Consider the following 14,040-nt stretch of genomic DNA (forward strand, 5'->3'; position numbering starts at 1 on the left):
TCCGATGAGCCGAAGATTCCTGCGTGCCCTGCTGCCGCTCGCCGTGCTGGCCTCGGGTGTCACGTTCGCCGCGCCCGCGTCCGCCGCGGGTGACATCGACCTGTGCGTCACCGTGGGCCGCAATGCCGGGTTCACCGGCGAGAACTTCGTCACCGCGGTCGCGGTCGCGATGGCCGAATCGCGCTGCGATCCGCTCGCCAGGGGCGCCAACCCTGATTCCCTCGACCGCGGTCTCTGGCAGATCAACGACAAGTACCACCCCGAAGTCAGCGACGCCTGCGCCTACGACGCGCAGTGCAACGCGAACGCGGCCTACCGGATCTCCGGCGGCGGCACCGACTGGACACCGTGGTCGACCTACAATTCGGGGTCCTACAAGCAGTTCGTGGACGAAGCCCGCGCGGCGATAGGCGCACCGGTGCCGCCGGTCCGGGTGGCCAAGAGCATCAACGGCGACCGATACGACGACGCGGTCGGTGTCGACAGCGACGGCGTGGCCTGGCTGTACCCGGGCCGGTCCGGCGGCGGTTTCGGCACCCGCGTCCGCATCGGGCCGGGCTGGAGCGGCTTCACCGAAATCGCGGTGAACGACTCGAACGGCGACGGCTGGGCGGACCTGTTCGGGATCAAGGCCGGGACGCTGTATTACTGCAACAACCGCGGCGACGGAACGTTCAGCGGCGCGGCAACGGTGGGCCCGGGCTGGTCCGCGATGGAGTGGGTGTCGTTCGCTGACGTCAACGGCGACAACAAGGCGGACATCCTCGCCCGCGACGGCGGCACGATGTACCTCTACATCGGCAAGGGCGGCGGCTCCTTCGCCGAGCGCAGCCCGGTCGGGCCAGGCTGGACGTCTTTGACCCGCCACACCGGAGCGGACGCCGACGGAGACGGCGACGGCGACATCTGGGCCACCAACAGCGCGGGCGAGCTGTACTTCTGGAAGCGCAGCAGCAGCGGGTACGCCACGGCGGTCCAGGTCGGAGCGGGCTGGACAGCGTTCCGGCAGCTGGTCTCGATGGACGTCAACGGCGACACCAAGGCCGACCTCGTCGCCATCCGCACCTCGGACAACACCCTCTGGCAGTGGCTGGGAACCGGCACCGGAACATTCGGCCAGGGCACCCAGATCGGCACCGGCTGGTCCGGATTCACCCTCGCGGTGAACTGAATTCAAGGGTGGGTCACCTGCGCGGGCCGCAGGTGACCCACCAATGAATAGGCCTTTCCGGGAATGCGCGGTCGGGTATCGCCCCTATTTGATGGTGCCGCGCCTCCCGGCGGGGAGACTGATCACGGCGTTCACCACCATCAACGCGAGCAGCACCACCAGCGGCAGCGTCCACGAACCTGCCGCGGCGAACAACGCGGCGGTCAGCAGCGGTCCGGCGGCCGCGATCACGTAGCCGACCGTCTGCGCCATGGACGACAGCTGGGCCGCCGTCTGGCGATCCGCCGTCCTGGCCACGTACAGCACGCCCGGGATTCCCTGGCCCGCACCCAGTCCGAGGCCGAGGACGACGGCCCACACCGGGGCCGACGCGGTCGGCGCCAGCAGGACACCGGCGATGCCGGCGAAGCACAGGCCGGCCGTCACGAGCACCGGCAGCCGCTGGTCGGCGCGGCGCCCCGCCAGGCTCGGGCCGAAGAACCCGCCCGCCGAGACCGCGACGACGCAGATCGACAGGTACAGCCCGGCGGTGGCGCGGTCGACGCCCTGGGCCACGTAGATCGTCGGCAGCCAGGCGAAAACCGTGTAGAGCATCAGCGACTGGAGCCCGAAGAAGCCGGTGACGCTCCACGCGGTGCCGCGGCGCAGCAGGCCGGACCACCGTGCGGCGGTCGCGGGCTGTCCCTTGTCCGGGCCGAACTTCAGCTGGGTGGTGAAGGCCAGCAGCGCAGGCACCGCCGGGATCACCGCGACGCCGAGCGCGATCGCGGACGAGCCGCCGGACGCGCGGTAGATCGGCACCGACAGTGCCGCGATGGCGGCGGCTCCCCCGCCCATCATCATCGCGTAGACGCCCATCATCACGCCGATGCGCTCGGGCGGAAAGCGCTTTTTCACCAGCACCGGGGTGATCACGTTCAGCACGGCGACGCCGATGCCGGCGACGATCGTCCCGGCGAACAGGCCGAACATCCCCGCCGACCGCAGCACGATGCCCAGCACCAGCACGGCCAGTGCGGCGAACAGCGAGCGCTCGTCGCCCAGCCTGCCGCGCAGTGCCGTGCCGGCGGGCGCGAACAGGCCCATGCACAGCGGCGGGAGCGTGGTGAGCACCGTGGCCGCGGTGTGGCTCAGCTGCAGGCTCGGGATCAGCGGGCCGACGCCGCCGAACACGATCCGGAGATTGAGGCTCAGCAGGACGAACGCCGCGACCAGGAGCGGCATCGACCCGGCCCGGTCCGGGGTGCGCTGCGCGGGTGCCGCGCTCACCTGGCTCATCGGGTGCGCCCCAGCTGTTCGCGCACGCCTTCGAGGATGTGGTCGATGTGCCGCGCGGCTTCCCGGCCCGCCCGCTCCGGATCGCCCACGACGATCGCCACGTGCAGTTCGTGGTGCGCGTCGACGTCGAAAGGGGGCAGGGACCGGTCGATCGCCAGGCGCCGCATGCCGTCCGCGACCGCGGTCGAGAACGCCCGGTAGAACTCGATCGGCACCATGGCACGCGCGACGACGTCTTCCCGCCGTTCGCCGTCGGCCGCCTCACGGGTGAGTTCGCCGATCCGCCGCAGATCCTCCGGACGGCGGCGTTCCGCCGCCCGACGGGCGGCTTCGGTCTCGTCCTTCGCCCGCACGTAGGTGCCGTCACCGTGGCGGACTTCCAGCACCCCGGCGTACGCCGGCGCCTTGTCCCCGCATGGTGTCTGGTTGACCAGGGATCCCCGGGTCACCTTCCCCATCGCCGCCTCAGCCATCCCCTCATCGGATGTCTGAGCAGGCCAGAACATGCTGCAGCCGTCCATCCGGGCCTTTCCCTCGCTTCGTCCGCAGGGCCGGCGTCGCCGCTCCGCGGTCCCACCGTGTTCCCTCAAGACTGTGCCCGCTCAAGGCGGCTTGAGGTCAAGTCCGCGGCCGCGGCAGTTCCTCGGGGGTGACCGGGTGGCCCGCCATCCGCCGGACCACGGTTTCCCGCAGGTATTCGCATTCCGAGGCGGGATTGCCGCAGGGGCAGTTCAGCAGGTGCGTGAGGTGCAGACGCCCGGCCTGCAGCCGCTCGATCTGCTCGTCGATTGCCTGGAGCCGGTCGAGCACCACGTCCCGCCATGCGCCGTCGCCACCGCCGTCGAGCAGCAGGGAAATCTCGTCGAGGCTCATCCGGCCGGTGTCCTGCCACATCTGGATCAGCCCGATCCGGTGCAGTTCCGCCGCGCCGTACCACCGGCGGCCGCCCCGCCGCTCGGCCGCCGAGACCAGTCCCCGCTCCTCCCAGTACCGCAGGGTGGAGACGGTCAGCCCGAAAAGCCGCGCCACCTCGGTGATCGAAACCGGTTCTGTGGATGGTGAGGACACCCTGCCATTGATGCCAGATCCGGCACGCGGTCGCAACCTGGGAAAGCGCTTACTGCGCCGGCCCGAACACGACGACCCTGCGGATGCGTCACGCCCAGCGACACCAGACTGTCCACACTGGACGAACCGTGACGCAGGGTTCTGCACGGCGGGACGGTGGTCTCGGAAGACATGGGGGCTCCGTCGTTCACAGCATCGCCAGCAGCATCACGGAGGTGCCGAGGCCCAGCACGGCGTCGGCGCCCCAGCCGGCCGTCCGCACGGACGGCCTGCCGACGCGCGCGCTGTCGATCGCCCTGGCCAGGAACGCCGTTCCGGCCACGCCGAAACCGGCCGCGAGCACGAGCGCGACGATCAGGATGTCCGACGGCGCACTGCCTGCCGTCGAAGCCATGGCCGCCTGCTCGCCGTGGTGCCCCGCCATGTCCATCGTGCCGCCGCCCACCATGGCGCGGGGCATGGCGAACACCATCCACGCCATCGCCGCCATCATCGCGACGTGGTAGCCGGACTGCCACCGGCCGCCGTGCGCCGCGGTACCTCGCACGGTGACCACGGCGAACCACCCCGCGGCGCACCCGAACAGCGCCAGCAGCGGCACCCGGGCGAAGCTCATCGTCGCCGGCCAGGCCATCGCGACCATCGCCGCGCACATCGCCGCGTGCAGCACGTCGGCGATCCGGCTCGGCAGCGAGCCGTGGCGGGCACAGCGGAAGAGGCAGAACGCACCGGCCGCCACGAACACGACCGTCAGGATCCAGCGCAACCCGGTCGCCTCGATCATGCCCGGACCTCCTGACGGCGGGCGCCGATGACCAGGTCCACGACCAGGAAACCCAGCAGGGACAAGCCGAACACCGGCAGGTAGTAGCCCACCACGGCGGTCACCACCAGGACCGGCGCGAGCACCCGGCCCGGGATCCGCCGCCACGTCCCGCGCGACGGCGGACGTCCTACGCGCCCTTCACCGCGGGTCGGACGGCGCAACCACCACATCCGGTAGCCCCACCCGATCACGCACACCAGCGCGACCGCCAGCGCGGTGAGCACGATCTGGTTGGCCAGGCCGAAGAGCACGCCCATGTGCGCGTCGATCCCCCACCGGCTCAGCTTCGCCGCCAGGGAGTAGTCGGCGAACCGCAGCGTGTCGGTGACCCTGGCCGTGGCCGGGTCGACGGCCATCGAATCCTGCTTCGTCGGCCAGCCGTGGCCGACCTGCGCCACGACGTAGGCCTTGCCCGGTCCGGCGGGCGGGCGGATCTCCACCGGATCCGCCAGGCCTGCCTGCACGGTCGCCGCCCGGACGGCGTCCAGCCCGGCATCCCCCTGCGGCGCCGCGGCGGCCGGCACCGCGGTCGACACCGACGGCGTCGTCCAGTCCAGCTGCGCGCGCAGCTCGCTGACGCTCGCCCCGGCGTAGACCGACCACGTGAGCCCGGTCGCGGACAGGAACAGCAGGCCGGCCGCGATCACCAGGCCGGTGGTGCGGTGCCACGACAGCAGCCGGCCCCGGGCACTGCGCGACGCCTTCCGCTTCCAGCTGCCGATCCACAGCGCGATCCCGGCCAGCACGACGATCCACAGCCAGCTCGCCGCCAGTTCGCTGTACAGCCGCCCGGTCTCCCCGAGGTTGAGGCTGCCGTGCAGGTTCTCGATCCAGGTGCGCACCGGCAGTGCCTGGCTGGAGCCGTAGGTCTCCAGCTGTCCCCGGATCTCCCCGGTGTGCGGATCGACGAACACCGTGTGGTGATAGCTCGGTTCGAGGCCGGGCCGGTCGAAGATGACCTGCGTGGTGTCTCGCGGGGTCGGTCCCGGCCGGACGGCGGTGAGGGTGCCGTCCGGCACCACGGCCTTCGCGATCGCGGCCTGCCGGTCCAGCGACACGACCCCGGGACCGGCGGGGACGTGCAGTTCGTGGTCGTAGACGGCCTGCTCGAGCTGCGGGGTCCAGACGTAGGCCAGCCCGGTCAGCGCGGCGACGAGGAGGAACGGGCCGACGAACACGCCGGCGTAGAAGTGCAGGCGCAGCAGCAGCGGACGCACCGCGGCCCAGGCGAACCGGGGAGGGGCATCGGCCGCACGCTCTTCACTCTGGTCGACGGACATCGAGCTCCCTTCGCAGGTCTTGCCTGCACCAGTCGGACGCGGCCCCCGTCGAGTTCCCGGCGATTTCCGGCGACGTGGCTCATCGGACCCACCACGCTGAATCATTCCCGCGGTCTGCCTGCCTTCACCGCGACCGCGATCGCCGTCGCGGCCAGGCTCACCGGCGACGAGCATTGCCACGTGCAGCCCGCCGACGAAGGCGCTGCCGTACATCTCCTGGATCCGCACGGCACCGAGACCCGTGCGCGCGGCCGCGGGTCGGTGATCCCGGCTGCGGTCAGCGAGCGGACGAGATCGCCGGTGCCGAGCGAAGCGAAAAGCGTGCCGAGCAACGCGATCCCGAGCGAAGTTCCCGTCTGGCGGCCGGCGTTCGTCGGCGTCAGCGCGATACCACCGCCGATCCCGAGCAGGGCGCACAGGACGCGGCTGCTGCCGGGTTCCAGGAGAACCAGCGCCGCCAGCGCCACACTCGACACCAGATAGCCCGTGATCATCGGCAGGCGCGGCCCCGCCCGCCCGGTCCAGCGGCCGACACACCTTGGACCTGCTGAAGGTACAGCGGCAGGAAGAACAGTGCCGACAGGACGCTGAAGCCGAGCAGGAACGAGGCGGTGTTGGCGCCCGCGAAGGGAGGGTGGCGGAACAGCCGCACCGGGAGCATCGGGCGGTCCTGGCGCACCTCGACGACGAGGAAACCGGCCAGTGGCAGCACGGTGCCCGCCCCGGACCAGCCCGCGGTGCCGGCGTTGATCAGCCCGTACAGCAGCAGTCCCAGCCAGGCCACGCACAGCACCTGGCCCGCCGGGTCGAGGGAGGCGTGGTCCGGATCCGCGGACTCGGTCACCGAGCGGACGGCGACGACCACCGCCACCAGACCGATCGGGAGGTTGATGAGGAAGATGCTCGACCAGCCGAAGGCATCCACCAGCGCGCCGCCGAGCACCGGACCGGCAATCGCGGCCAGGCCCGCCACCATCGACCAGACCCCGATCGCCCGCGCCCGCTGCCCCTGCTCCGGAAACCCCTGCGCGATCAGGGAAAGCGTGCCGGGCACGGTGATCGCCGCACCGGTTCCCTGGACGAACCGGCCGATCACCAGCACGACGGCGTCCGGGGCGAGCGCGCACACCGCCGACCCGGCGGTGAACAGGACGACGCCGGTGACGAACATCCGCTTGCGGCCGTACCGGTCGGCCAGCGCGCCGGCGGACAGCGCGAGCGCGGCGATGCATCTCCCCGACCCCGCCGTGGAGATCGGCCTGCATGGTGGGCAGCGCGACGGTCACGATGTTGACGTCCGGCAGCGCCATGAACACGGCGAGCAGGACAGCGACCAGCAGTCCTGCCTGCGGCGCGGTGAGGGTGCGGGTTCTGGTGCGTCATGTCGATGTCCTGCAAGGCGTTCGGCATCCGCGCCTCGGCGCTGCGCTACTACGACACCCTGGGCGTGCTGAAGCCGGCGGGCCGCCGGGCGGGCGCGCGCACCTACGGCATCGCGGAGCTGCGCCTGCTCGCGCTGATCCAGCTCTGGCACCACGCCGGTTCGCTGAACCTCGACGACACCGCCGCGGTGATCTCCGGCCGCGCGCACGGCGGCTGGCGGGACGTGGTGTCCGGCGCGGTCACCCGGCTCGAGCAGGAGATCGAGCGGCTCGACACGGCGCGCCGGGTGCTCGAGCACAGCCTGCAGTGCCCGCGCGACAACCCGGTGCGCGACTGCCCGGTCCTGGCGAAGGAACTGGACCAGCGGATCGCCGAGCTGTTCGGCACCGCCCCGGATCACAGCCAGCCGTCCAGCGCGGACAGGTAGCCACCGAGGTCGAGTTCACGGGGCCGCCGCGGTCCGATGGCCGGTCAGCCGTGCGTGTGTCCACAAAGGACCGTGAACCTCAGCCCGCGATCGCCTTCGATGTCCGCCAGCGACCGGGGGAAACGCCGTGGTGGCGTTTGAACGCCGCGGCGAACGAGAACTCCGATGCGTATCCCAGGGAGCGGGCCACCGCGGCCAGCCCGGTGCCGCCGTCGCGCAGCTGCTCACGGGCCAGTGCCATCCGCCAGTCGGTGACGTAGGCCAGCGGAGCCACGCCGAGCAGCGCCGTGAACCGGCGGGCGAACGTTGCGCGGGAAAGGGCCGCCGCGCCTGCCAGGTCGGCGACCGTCCAGGCGCGGGCCGGGTCCTCGTGGACGGCACGGAGAGCCGCCCCGACCGCCGGGTCGTCCATTGCGCGGAACCAGGCCGGCGCGGTCTCCACGTCGGTCGCGAGCTGCTCCCGCAGCACCTGCACGAGGACCACGTCGAGCAGGCTGTCCAGCAGGGCCTGCTGCCCCGGCGCGTCGCCGAGGATCTCCGCCGCGAACACGTCGAGCGTCGCGCGCAGGCTCGACCCGGCGCGCGGGCGCACCACGGTCAGGTCCGGCAGCCCGGCGAGCAGTCCCGCGCAGAGTTCGCCCTCGAAGGTGTAGGCACCACAGAAGAACGTGGTGGCCTCGCCGGTCTCGGTGCCGAACGCCAGACGGCGCGCGCCGTGGGGCGGGCCGGCCGCACGCGAATAGGCGAACGGCACCACGTCGGCGCCCGGTGTGTGGGCCATGAACTGCTCGACCGGCCCGCGGACCAGGACGACGTCGCCGGTCAGCACGTGCCGGGCCCGGCCGGGGTCGTCGGTCCACGCGAACGCCTCGCCGCCGAGGATGCCGTGGATGGCCAGCTTGGCGCCGGTCGGGAACCGGATGCCCCACGGGCCGCGCGCGGTCGAGTGCGAGAACGCGGCGCCGCGGGCCCGCGAGCGCTGCAGCAGATCTGTCAGTACGTCCACAACAAGAGACGATCGCATATGGTTTTGCGCCGATCCAGCATGGATCGCCGCTGCCGGTCCGGGTCTACTGGTGGACAGGAACAAGAAGCCAGGAAGGAGGGGCGGATGCCCCAGGCAGTACGGTTCGACGAGTACGGCGACTTCGACGTGCTGGAGGTCCGCGAAGTGCCGCGGCCGCAGCCCGCGGAGGGCGAGGTGCTGGTACGCGTGCGGGCCGCCGGGATCAACCCCGGCGAGAACATGATCAGGATCGGCGCGCTGCACGACCGCTGGCCCGCCACCTTCCCGTCCGGTCAGGGCAGCGACCTCGCCGGAGTCGTGGAGGAGGTCGGCGCCGGGGTGCACACCTGGTCGGCGGGCGACGAGGTGATCGGCTGGGTGGACACCCGCGCCAGCCATGCCGAGCTGGTCGTGGTGCCGTCCGGCCAGCTCGTGGCCCGCGATCCCGCGGTGCCGTGGGAGGTCGGCGGCGCCCTGTTCGTCGCCGGGACCACGGCGCACGCGAACGTGCAGGCCGTCGGGGCGGGCCCGGGTGACACGGTCGTGGTCGCCGGCGCCGCGGGCGGCGTGGGTTCGCTGACCGTGCAGCTGCTGCGCCGCGCCGGCGCCACCGTGATCGGCCTGGCAGGCCCGGTCAACCACACCTGGCTGCGCGACCACGGCGTGGTGCCGGTCGCCTACGGCGACGGCGTGCTCGACCGGATCCGCGAAGCGGCGCCCGGCGGCGTCGACGCGTTCATCGACAACTTCGGCGACGGCTACGTCGACCTGGCCCTCGAACTGGGCGTCGCGAAGGACCGGATCAACACGATCATCGACTTCGCCGGCGCGGCCCGCACCGGGGTGAAGAGCGAGGGCATGGCGGGCTCCGCCACCGCCGAGGTCCTTGCCGACCTGGTCAAGCTCGTCGCGGCGGGCGACCTGGACGTCCCGATCGCGGCGACCTACCCGCTCGCCGAGGTCCGCGAGGCCTACCGCGACCTGATGCGCAGGCACAGCCGCGGCAAGGTCGTGCTGCTGCCCTGAACCGGCCACCGCGGGGCCGTCCCGAGCCGCTCAGGCGGAGCGGGGCGGCCTTCCCGCGTCACCGACTGTCCCGTCTTTGTCCTGGACCGCCTGCCACGCGCCCGATTACGTTACCGGGATGGCTGGTGGGGACTCGCTGGAGCAGCTGCAATGGACCGCCCTGCTGGGTGCGGGGAAACTCGGCGGGACACCGCGCCTGACCGCCGACGAGGCACTGGTGCTGCTGGAGGACATCGCGTACGCGCACGTGCTCCGCCCCGGCGACCGGACGATCCTCGACCTGGCGGCCGGGTCGCGGCGGCTCCGCGGGACCGACCGTGCCGAGGTGGCGCGGCTGCTCACCGGCTGCGGCCTGTTCACCGCCGGGGACGGCGGTTTCTCCTTCGCCGACGAGGAAATGGCGCACTTCCTCGCGGCGAAGCATCTCGTGCGCCGTCACCCGCGCGGGCCGAGATGGTGGCATCCGGGAGAGCGCCTCGCGCCCCGGCCCGGCTGGCCGTGGCCCGCGCTCGGCACCGATCTCTGGCTCGCGGCGCTGTGGTGGCGGTCCGCGCGAGCGCGGGTCGAGCGGCGCCTGAACCGGCTGCTGCGCGACGAGCACTGGTACCCGAACATCCGGTTCGTCCTGGAACTGATCCGGCGCGACCTGGTGCCGGGCCACGACTTCACCGGGCGGGTCGTCGAGGTCCTGCGCGAGGGCCTGCACGGCGACCGGCTGGCCGACGACGAGTGGCCGGCGGCGGCAGGCTGGCTGGGCGCCTTCGATCCCGCGACGGCCCGGCTGGTCCTGGACGATCTGGTGCGCGCGTCCCGCAACGGCTGCCGGCCCCAGCGCCGGCTGCTCGCCGTCGACGAGCTGGCCAAGCACGACCCCGTCCGCGCGCGGGAAAGCCTCGCGTTCCTGGCCGCGAACCTCATCGGCAAGCCGCCGGACCGTCTCGCCACCGCGCGGCTGATCCGCGACCGGGATCCCGCGCTCGGCGTCCGGGCGCTGCTGCTGCTCGCGCAGTCCCCCACCATGGGGGAACGGCGGGTCCCGGCGGCCATCGAGGCAGGCTCGGCCGACGTCATGCGCGACCTCACCGACCCGCGGCACGGGGTGTCCGACCCCGGCAGGCTGAAGCTGCTGGCCGAGCTGCTGGCCCGGAACGACGGCATGGCACGGGAAACGGCCCAACGGATCGCGGCGACCGCCAGACAATCGGAAACGCCCGCGCGCGTCGCGGTCCTGCTGCACCCGCACGACCCCGCGGCCGCGTGGGAAGTCCTGGAAGCCGTGGCGTGGTCGGGCGAAGCCGGCGACGCGGCACGCCTGCACGCGGTGAAGGCGATCGGCGAACTCGACCGCGGCCAGGCGGTCCCGGCCCTGCAGCGGCTTTCCCGGGACCCGACCGCCGGCGGGGACATCCGCGTCGACGCCGCCCAGCACATCGTCGACGAGCACGGCGGGCCGGTCACGGCCCTCGTCGATCTCGCCGGAGACGGGCACGTGCCCGGGAAGGCCCGGCTCCGCGCCGCGGAACTCGTCGGCAGGACCCAGCCCCGCACCGGAGCCCGGTTGCTCGTCGCCATCGCACCGCGCCGGCTGGAGATCCTCGAGCAGGCGTACGACCTCGACCGGAGCGTCGGGGCGGCGGCGCTGGCGAACCTGGCCGCGGACTCCCGGGTCCCGGGCAGGCGCCGGCTCGCGGCGGTCGAAGCCGCCGGAGCGGGGCTGGACCGCAGCGCCCGCATCCAGTTGTACAGCCAGATTTCCGAGACCGCCGACAACGAACCCGCCATGGAGGCGGCCCAGAAGCTGCTGGCCCTCGATTCGACCCGCGGCCACGAGCGGATGGCCGATCTCGCCGCACGGACCACGGCCGGCTTCCCGTACCGCGTGAAGGCGGCGCTCGCCGGAGGCGCCGCGGCCGTGCCGGTGCTGCGGGAACTGGCCACCTCCGGTTCCGTTCCCGACGCCCTGCGGCTGAAGGTCGCGAAGGAACTCGACCGGTACGACCGCAAGGCCGCCGATACGCCGTTGCGCGACCTGGCCGCGCGGGGCCACCCCCACGACGTGCGGCTGCAGGCGTCGCTGGCGGTGCGCGGGAAGCACTCCGTCAGGGCACTGGTGTCGATGTCAGACGACCACAGCGTTTCGGGGGAACTCCGGCTGCAGGCCGCGTTGCGGGCCGGGGAGAAGGACCCGGCGGCGGGCCTGGCGGCGTTGCGGAAGCTCGGCCAGGATCCCCGCCTGCCCGGTGCGGTCCGCGACAAGGTGCAGCAGCACCTGCGCTGACGCGGACCGCGCCGGGCCTGCCGGGTCAGAGGCGGTAGAAGTTGCTGTAGTGGTCCGGCGAGAACCAGACGGCGCCGGTGCTCATGTCGACGACGATCCGGTAGGCGTCGCGGGCCGCGCCGCACGCGCGCGGGTAGACGTCGAACTCCTGGTACGGGTGGCCGGCGGGCAGCTCGCCTTCGCGGTTGGAGTAGGTGCCGCCCGCGAAGTTGCAGTCGCCGCCGGGCCAGTCGTACCACCCGCGGCTGCCCGGGTAGCCCAGCGACTCCCACGTCGAGTCGGCCGAACGCGCGGCGTCGCAGCGCGACATCGTGCAGGAGCTGTACACACTCGCGTCGGCGGCGGTGGAGCAGAAGCCGAGGGTGGCCGCCACGGCGGCAACGGTGACGGCGAGCCGCTTCGCGGTGCGGGTGAGCGTCTGTGCGGGCACGGAACCTCCTTGCAGGGAATCAGGCGCCCGTATCGTGGCGCCCGCACGTCACCGGAAGTTCACCGGAATACAGTCTTTCAGGTTAACTTTCGGCGACAGGCTCACGGTGTCGTCACTGCACGCGGCCGGTTTCGGCGGGCTGGTCCTCGTCGTCGGCGGGGATGTGCACGTCGCCGACGTGGATGTTCACCTCGACCACCGCCAGGCCGGTCATCCGTTCGACCGCCGTGATCACGTTGCGGCGCACCGAGCGGGCCAGGTCCGCGATCGCCGCGCCGTACTCGACCACGACCTGCAGGTCGACGGCCGCCTGCTTCTCCCCGACCTCGACCGACACGCCCTGCCCCGCCGACGCCGTGGCACCGGGAATGCGTTCCCGGATCGCCGAAAACGCCCGCGCGGCACCCCCGCCGAGCGCGTGCACGCCCGCGACTTCCCGCGTGGCGAGGCCGGCGATCTTCTGCACGACGACGTCGGCGATGGACGTCGAGCCCTGGCTGGTCACGAGGGCGCCTTCGGTGCTGTTCTTGGTGGCGGTCATGGCTTCTCCTCCGCGCTGGGTTTCCTCCACACCGGACAGACCCGGTGCCGGGGAGAAAGTCATGAACCCGATGGTGTGGCGTGCATCTCACCCGATCAGGGCCCTTCAGGACAAGATCGGGAACAAGGCCGACGACCTCGGCGGCAAGGCCAAGGAGGCCGCCGGGAACCTCACCGGCGACGAGCAGCTCAAGGCGGGCCTGAAGGACGCGGCGGAGAACGTCAAGGACGCGGTCGGAGACGTCGCGGGCAAGCTGAAGAACGTCCTCGGCAAGGACTGAGTGGTCGTGCCGGAGGGCACCTTCCCCCTGACGCAAGGAAGGTGCCCTCCGGAAGCACGTCACGCGGAAACGGGTTCGAGCACCTTCTCGTCCGAACGCGGCTCGGCCGCCGCGGCGGCAGGCTCGCCACGGCCGAGGAAGCCGTAGCCCGCGCCGACGATCAGGCCGCCGCCCACCAGGTTGCCCAGCCCGACCAGGACCAGGTTGGCCGCGAAGCCGCCGAAGGTCGCTCCCGGGACGTCCTCGAAGAGGCCGAGGGAGAACACCGTCATGTTGGCCACCACGTGCTCGAACCCGGACCCGATGAAGGCCAGCAGGCACCAGAAGATGAGCGTCAGCTTCGCGCCGTCGGACTTGGTGCGGGCGGCCATCCAGACCGCGAGGCAGACCAGGAAGTTGCACAGCACGCCGCGGAAGAACAGCATTGCGCCCGACTCCGCGGCCTTCGCCTTGACCGTGGCCGCCAGCAGCGCGGCCGCCGGGGCGGCGTGGCCGGGCGTCGCGCCGGTCTGCAGGATGCCGCTTTCGTGCACCAGCCAGGCGAACACCACCGAGCCCACGAGGTTGCCCGCGAACGACCCGGCGATCACGGCGAACCCGGCGCCGACACCGCGGCGGCGGGCGACCATGCCGTGCACCATCGTCATCATGTTCCCGGTCGACAGCTCGCCGCCCGCGAACACCACCAGCGTCAGCGCGATCCCGAACACCACGCCCTGCACGAGCTTGGTCCACGGCGACTGCACGGCGTTCAGCGGCCCGGTGACGGCGAGCAGCAGCACCACGGCGATCCCGATGTAGGCACCGGCCAGTGCCGAGCTCAGCAGGTACCGGCCCGGACGGCGCAGCTCGGCAATCTTGCCTTGCGCGGCGTCGGCCTGGAGACTGAGGGCTTCGGAAATCGGAACGGGCACGAGTGCTCCTCCTGGCGGTCTCGGCTGAGGCGACCGGATGATCGCGTGCCCCAGTCGAACCGGCCCGGGAAACAGCACCGTGACCTGGGTATGACGCTCTTGTGAGCGGGAGCGCACCCGGCCGGATGCGCT

Annotated in this window: 16 protein-coding genes; 5 read left to right on the forward strand and 11 right to left on the reverse strand. The window is 72.2% G+C overall.

Annotation, left to right across the window (positions count from 1 at the left end):
- Positions 1–4 precede the first annotated feature (4 nt).
- Complete coding sequence (locus ABJI51_RS40490) at positions 5–1,171, forward strand: FG-GAP-like repeat-containing protein (RefSeq protein WP_348956479.1); 1,167 nt, start codon at positions 5–7, stop codon at positions 1,169–1,171.
- An 84-nt stretch (positions 1,172–1,255) separates the two neighbouring features.
- Here ABJI51_RS40490 and ABJI51_RS40495 read toward each other — a convergent pair whose 3' ends face one another.
- The 7 genes from ABJI51_RS40495 to ABJI51_RS40525 all read right to left on the reverse strand — a co-directional run bounded on the left by ABJI51_RS40495 (position 1,256) and on the right by ABJI51_RS40525 (position 6,878).
- The gene (locus tag ABJI51_RS40495; RefSeq protein ID WP_348956480.1) at positions 1,256–2,449 is read right to left on the reverse strand and encodes an MFS transporter; all 1,194 of its coding nucleotides are present in this window, start codon (positions 2,447–2,449) and stop codon (positions 1,256–1,258) included.
- On the reverse strand, positions 2,446–2,898 hold the full coding sequence (locus ABJI51_RS40500) for a hypothetical protein (protein WP_348956481.1): 453 nt from the start codon (positions 2,896–2,898) through the stop codon (positions 2,446–2,448). Before ABJI51_RS40500 ends, ABJI51_RS40495 begins: the two co-directional genes overlap by 4 nt.
- Before the next feature lie 169 nt (positions 2,899–3,067).
- Positions 3,068–3,478: a MerR family transcriptional regulator gene (locus ABJI51_RS40505; protein WP_348956482.1), complete on the reverse strand. Its 411-nt coding sequence runs from the start codon at positions 3,476–3,478 to the stop codon at positions 3,068–3,070.
- Positions 3,479–3,704: 226 nt separating this feature from the next.
- Entirely contained in the window at positions 3,705–4,301 is a 597-nt protein-coding gene (locus ABJI51_RS40510; protein ID WP_348956483.1) for a DUF5134 domain-containing protein, read from the reverse strand.
- The gene (locus tag ABJI51_RS40515; protein ID WP_348956484.1) at positions 4,298–5,623 is read right to left on the reverse strand and encodes a PepSY-associated TM helix domain-containing protein; all 1,326 of its coding nucleotides are present in this window, start codon (positions 5,621–5,623) and stop codon (positions 4,298–4,300) included. The genes ABJI51_RS40510 and ABJI51_RS40515 overlap by 4 nt, the downstream gene beginning before the upstream one ends.
- 101 nt (positions 5,624–5,724) lie before the next feature.
- Positions 5,725–6,117 (reverse strand): hypothetical protein, encoded by a 393-nt coding sequence (locus tag ABJI51_RS40520; protein ID WP_348956485.1) that lies wholly within the window; start codon positions 6,115–6,117, stop codon positions 5,725–5,727.
- The gene (locus ABJI51_RS40525) at positions 6,114–6,878 is read right to left on the reverse strand and encodes an MFS transporter (protein WP_348956619.1); all 765 of its coding nucleotides are present in this window, start codon (positions 6,876–6,878) and stop codon (positions 6,114–6,116) included. The genes ABJI51_RS40520 and ABJI51_RS40525 overlap by 4 nt, the downstream gene beginning before the upstream one ends.
- 126 nt (positions 6,879–7,004) lie before the next feature.
- On the opposite strand from ABJI51_RS40525, the gene ABJI51_RS40530 reads away from it, so the two are divergent.
- Positions 7,005–7,433 carry a MerR family transcriptional regulator gene (locus ABJI51_RS40530; RefSeq protein ID WP_348956487.1) on the forward strand — a complete coding sequence of 143 codons (429 nt, stop codon included), beginning with the start codon at positions 7,005–7,007 and terminating at the stop codon, positions 7,431–7,433.
- Between the two features lie 79 nt (positions 7,434–7,512).
- Here the strand turns inward: ABJI51_RS40530 and ABJI51_RS40535 are convergent, their stop codons facing one another.
- On the reverse strand, positions 7,513–8,439 hold the full coding sequence (locus ABJI51_RS40535; RefSeq protein WP_348956488.1) for an AraC family transcriptional regulator: 927 nt from the start codon (positions 8,437–8,439) through the stop codon (positions 7,513–7,515).
- Between the two features lie 105 nt (positions 8,440–8,544).
- Between ABJI51_RS40535 and ABJI51_RS40540 the strand changes: the two genes are divergently transcribed.
- Together ABJI51_RS40540 and ABJI51_RS40545 are read left to right on the forward strand one after the other, a co-directional pair.
- Positions 8,545–9,465 carry an NADP-dependent oxidoreductase gene (locus ABJI51_RS40540; protein ID WP_348956489.1) on the forward strand — a complete coding sequence of 307 codons (921 nt, stop codon included), beginning with the start codon at positions 8,545–8,547 and terminating at the stop codon, positions 9,463–9,465.
- A 118-nt stretch (positions 9,466–9,583) separates the two neighbouring features.
- Positions 9,584–11,743, forward strand: a complete 2,160-nt coding sequence (locus tag ABJI51_RS40545; RefSeq protein ID WP_348956490.1) for an NACHT domain-containing protein — start codon at positions 9,584–9,586, stop codon at positions 11,741–11,743.
- A gap of 25 nt (positions 11,744–11,768) precedes the next feature.
- Here the strand turns inward: ABJI51_RS40545 and ABJI51_RS40550 are convergent, their stop codons facing one another.
- Positions 11,769–12,173: a ribonuclease domain-containing protein gene (locus ABJI51_RS40550; RefSeq protein ID WP_348956491.1), complete on the reverse strand. Its 405-nt coding sequence runs from the start codon at positions 12,171–12,173 to the stop codon at positions 11,769–11,771.
- 112 nt (positions 12,174–12,285) lie between these two features.
- Positions 12,286–12,714, reverse strand: coding sequence for an Asp23/Gls24 family envelope stress response protein (locus ABJI51_RS40555; RefSeq protein ID WP_348956492.1), 429 nt, complete (start codon positions 12,712–12,714; stop codon positions 12,286–12,288).
- 61 nt (positions 12,715–12,775) lie between these two features.
- Between ABJI51_RS40555 and ABJI51_RS40560 the strand changes: the two genes are divergently transcribed.
- On the forward strand, positions 12,776–12,994 hold the full coding sequence (locus ABJI51_RS40560) for a CsbD family protein (protein WP_348956493.1): 219 nt from the start codon (positions 12,776–12,778) through the stop codon (positions 12,992–12,994).
- Positions 12,995–13,053: 59 nt separating this feature from the next.
- On the opposite strand, the gene ABJI51_RS40565 is transcribed toward ABJI51_RS40560, so the two are convergent.
- Positions 13,054–13,908 (reverse strand): formate/nitrite transporter family protein, encoded by an 855-nt coding sequence (locus ABJI51_RS40565; RefSeq protein WP_348956494.1) that lies wholly within the window; start codon positions 13,906–13,908, stop codon positions 13,054–13,056.
- Between the last annotated feature and the right edge of the window lie 132 nt (positions 13,909–14,040).

Origin of the sequence: Amycolatopsis melonis, assembly GCF_040064235.1 — a bacterium.
Taxonomy (GTDB): Bacteria; Actinomycetota; Actinomycetes; order Mycobacteriales; family Pseudonocardiaceae; genus Amycolatopsis; species Amycolatopsis melonis.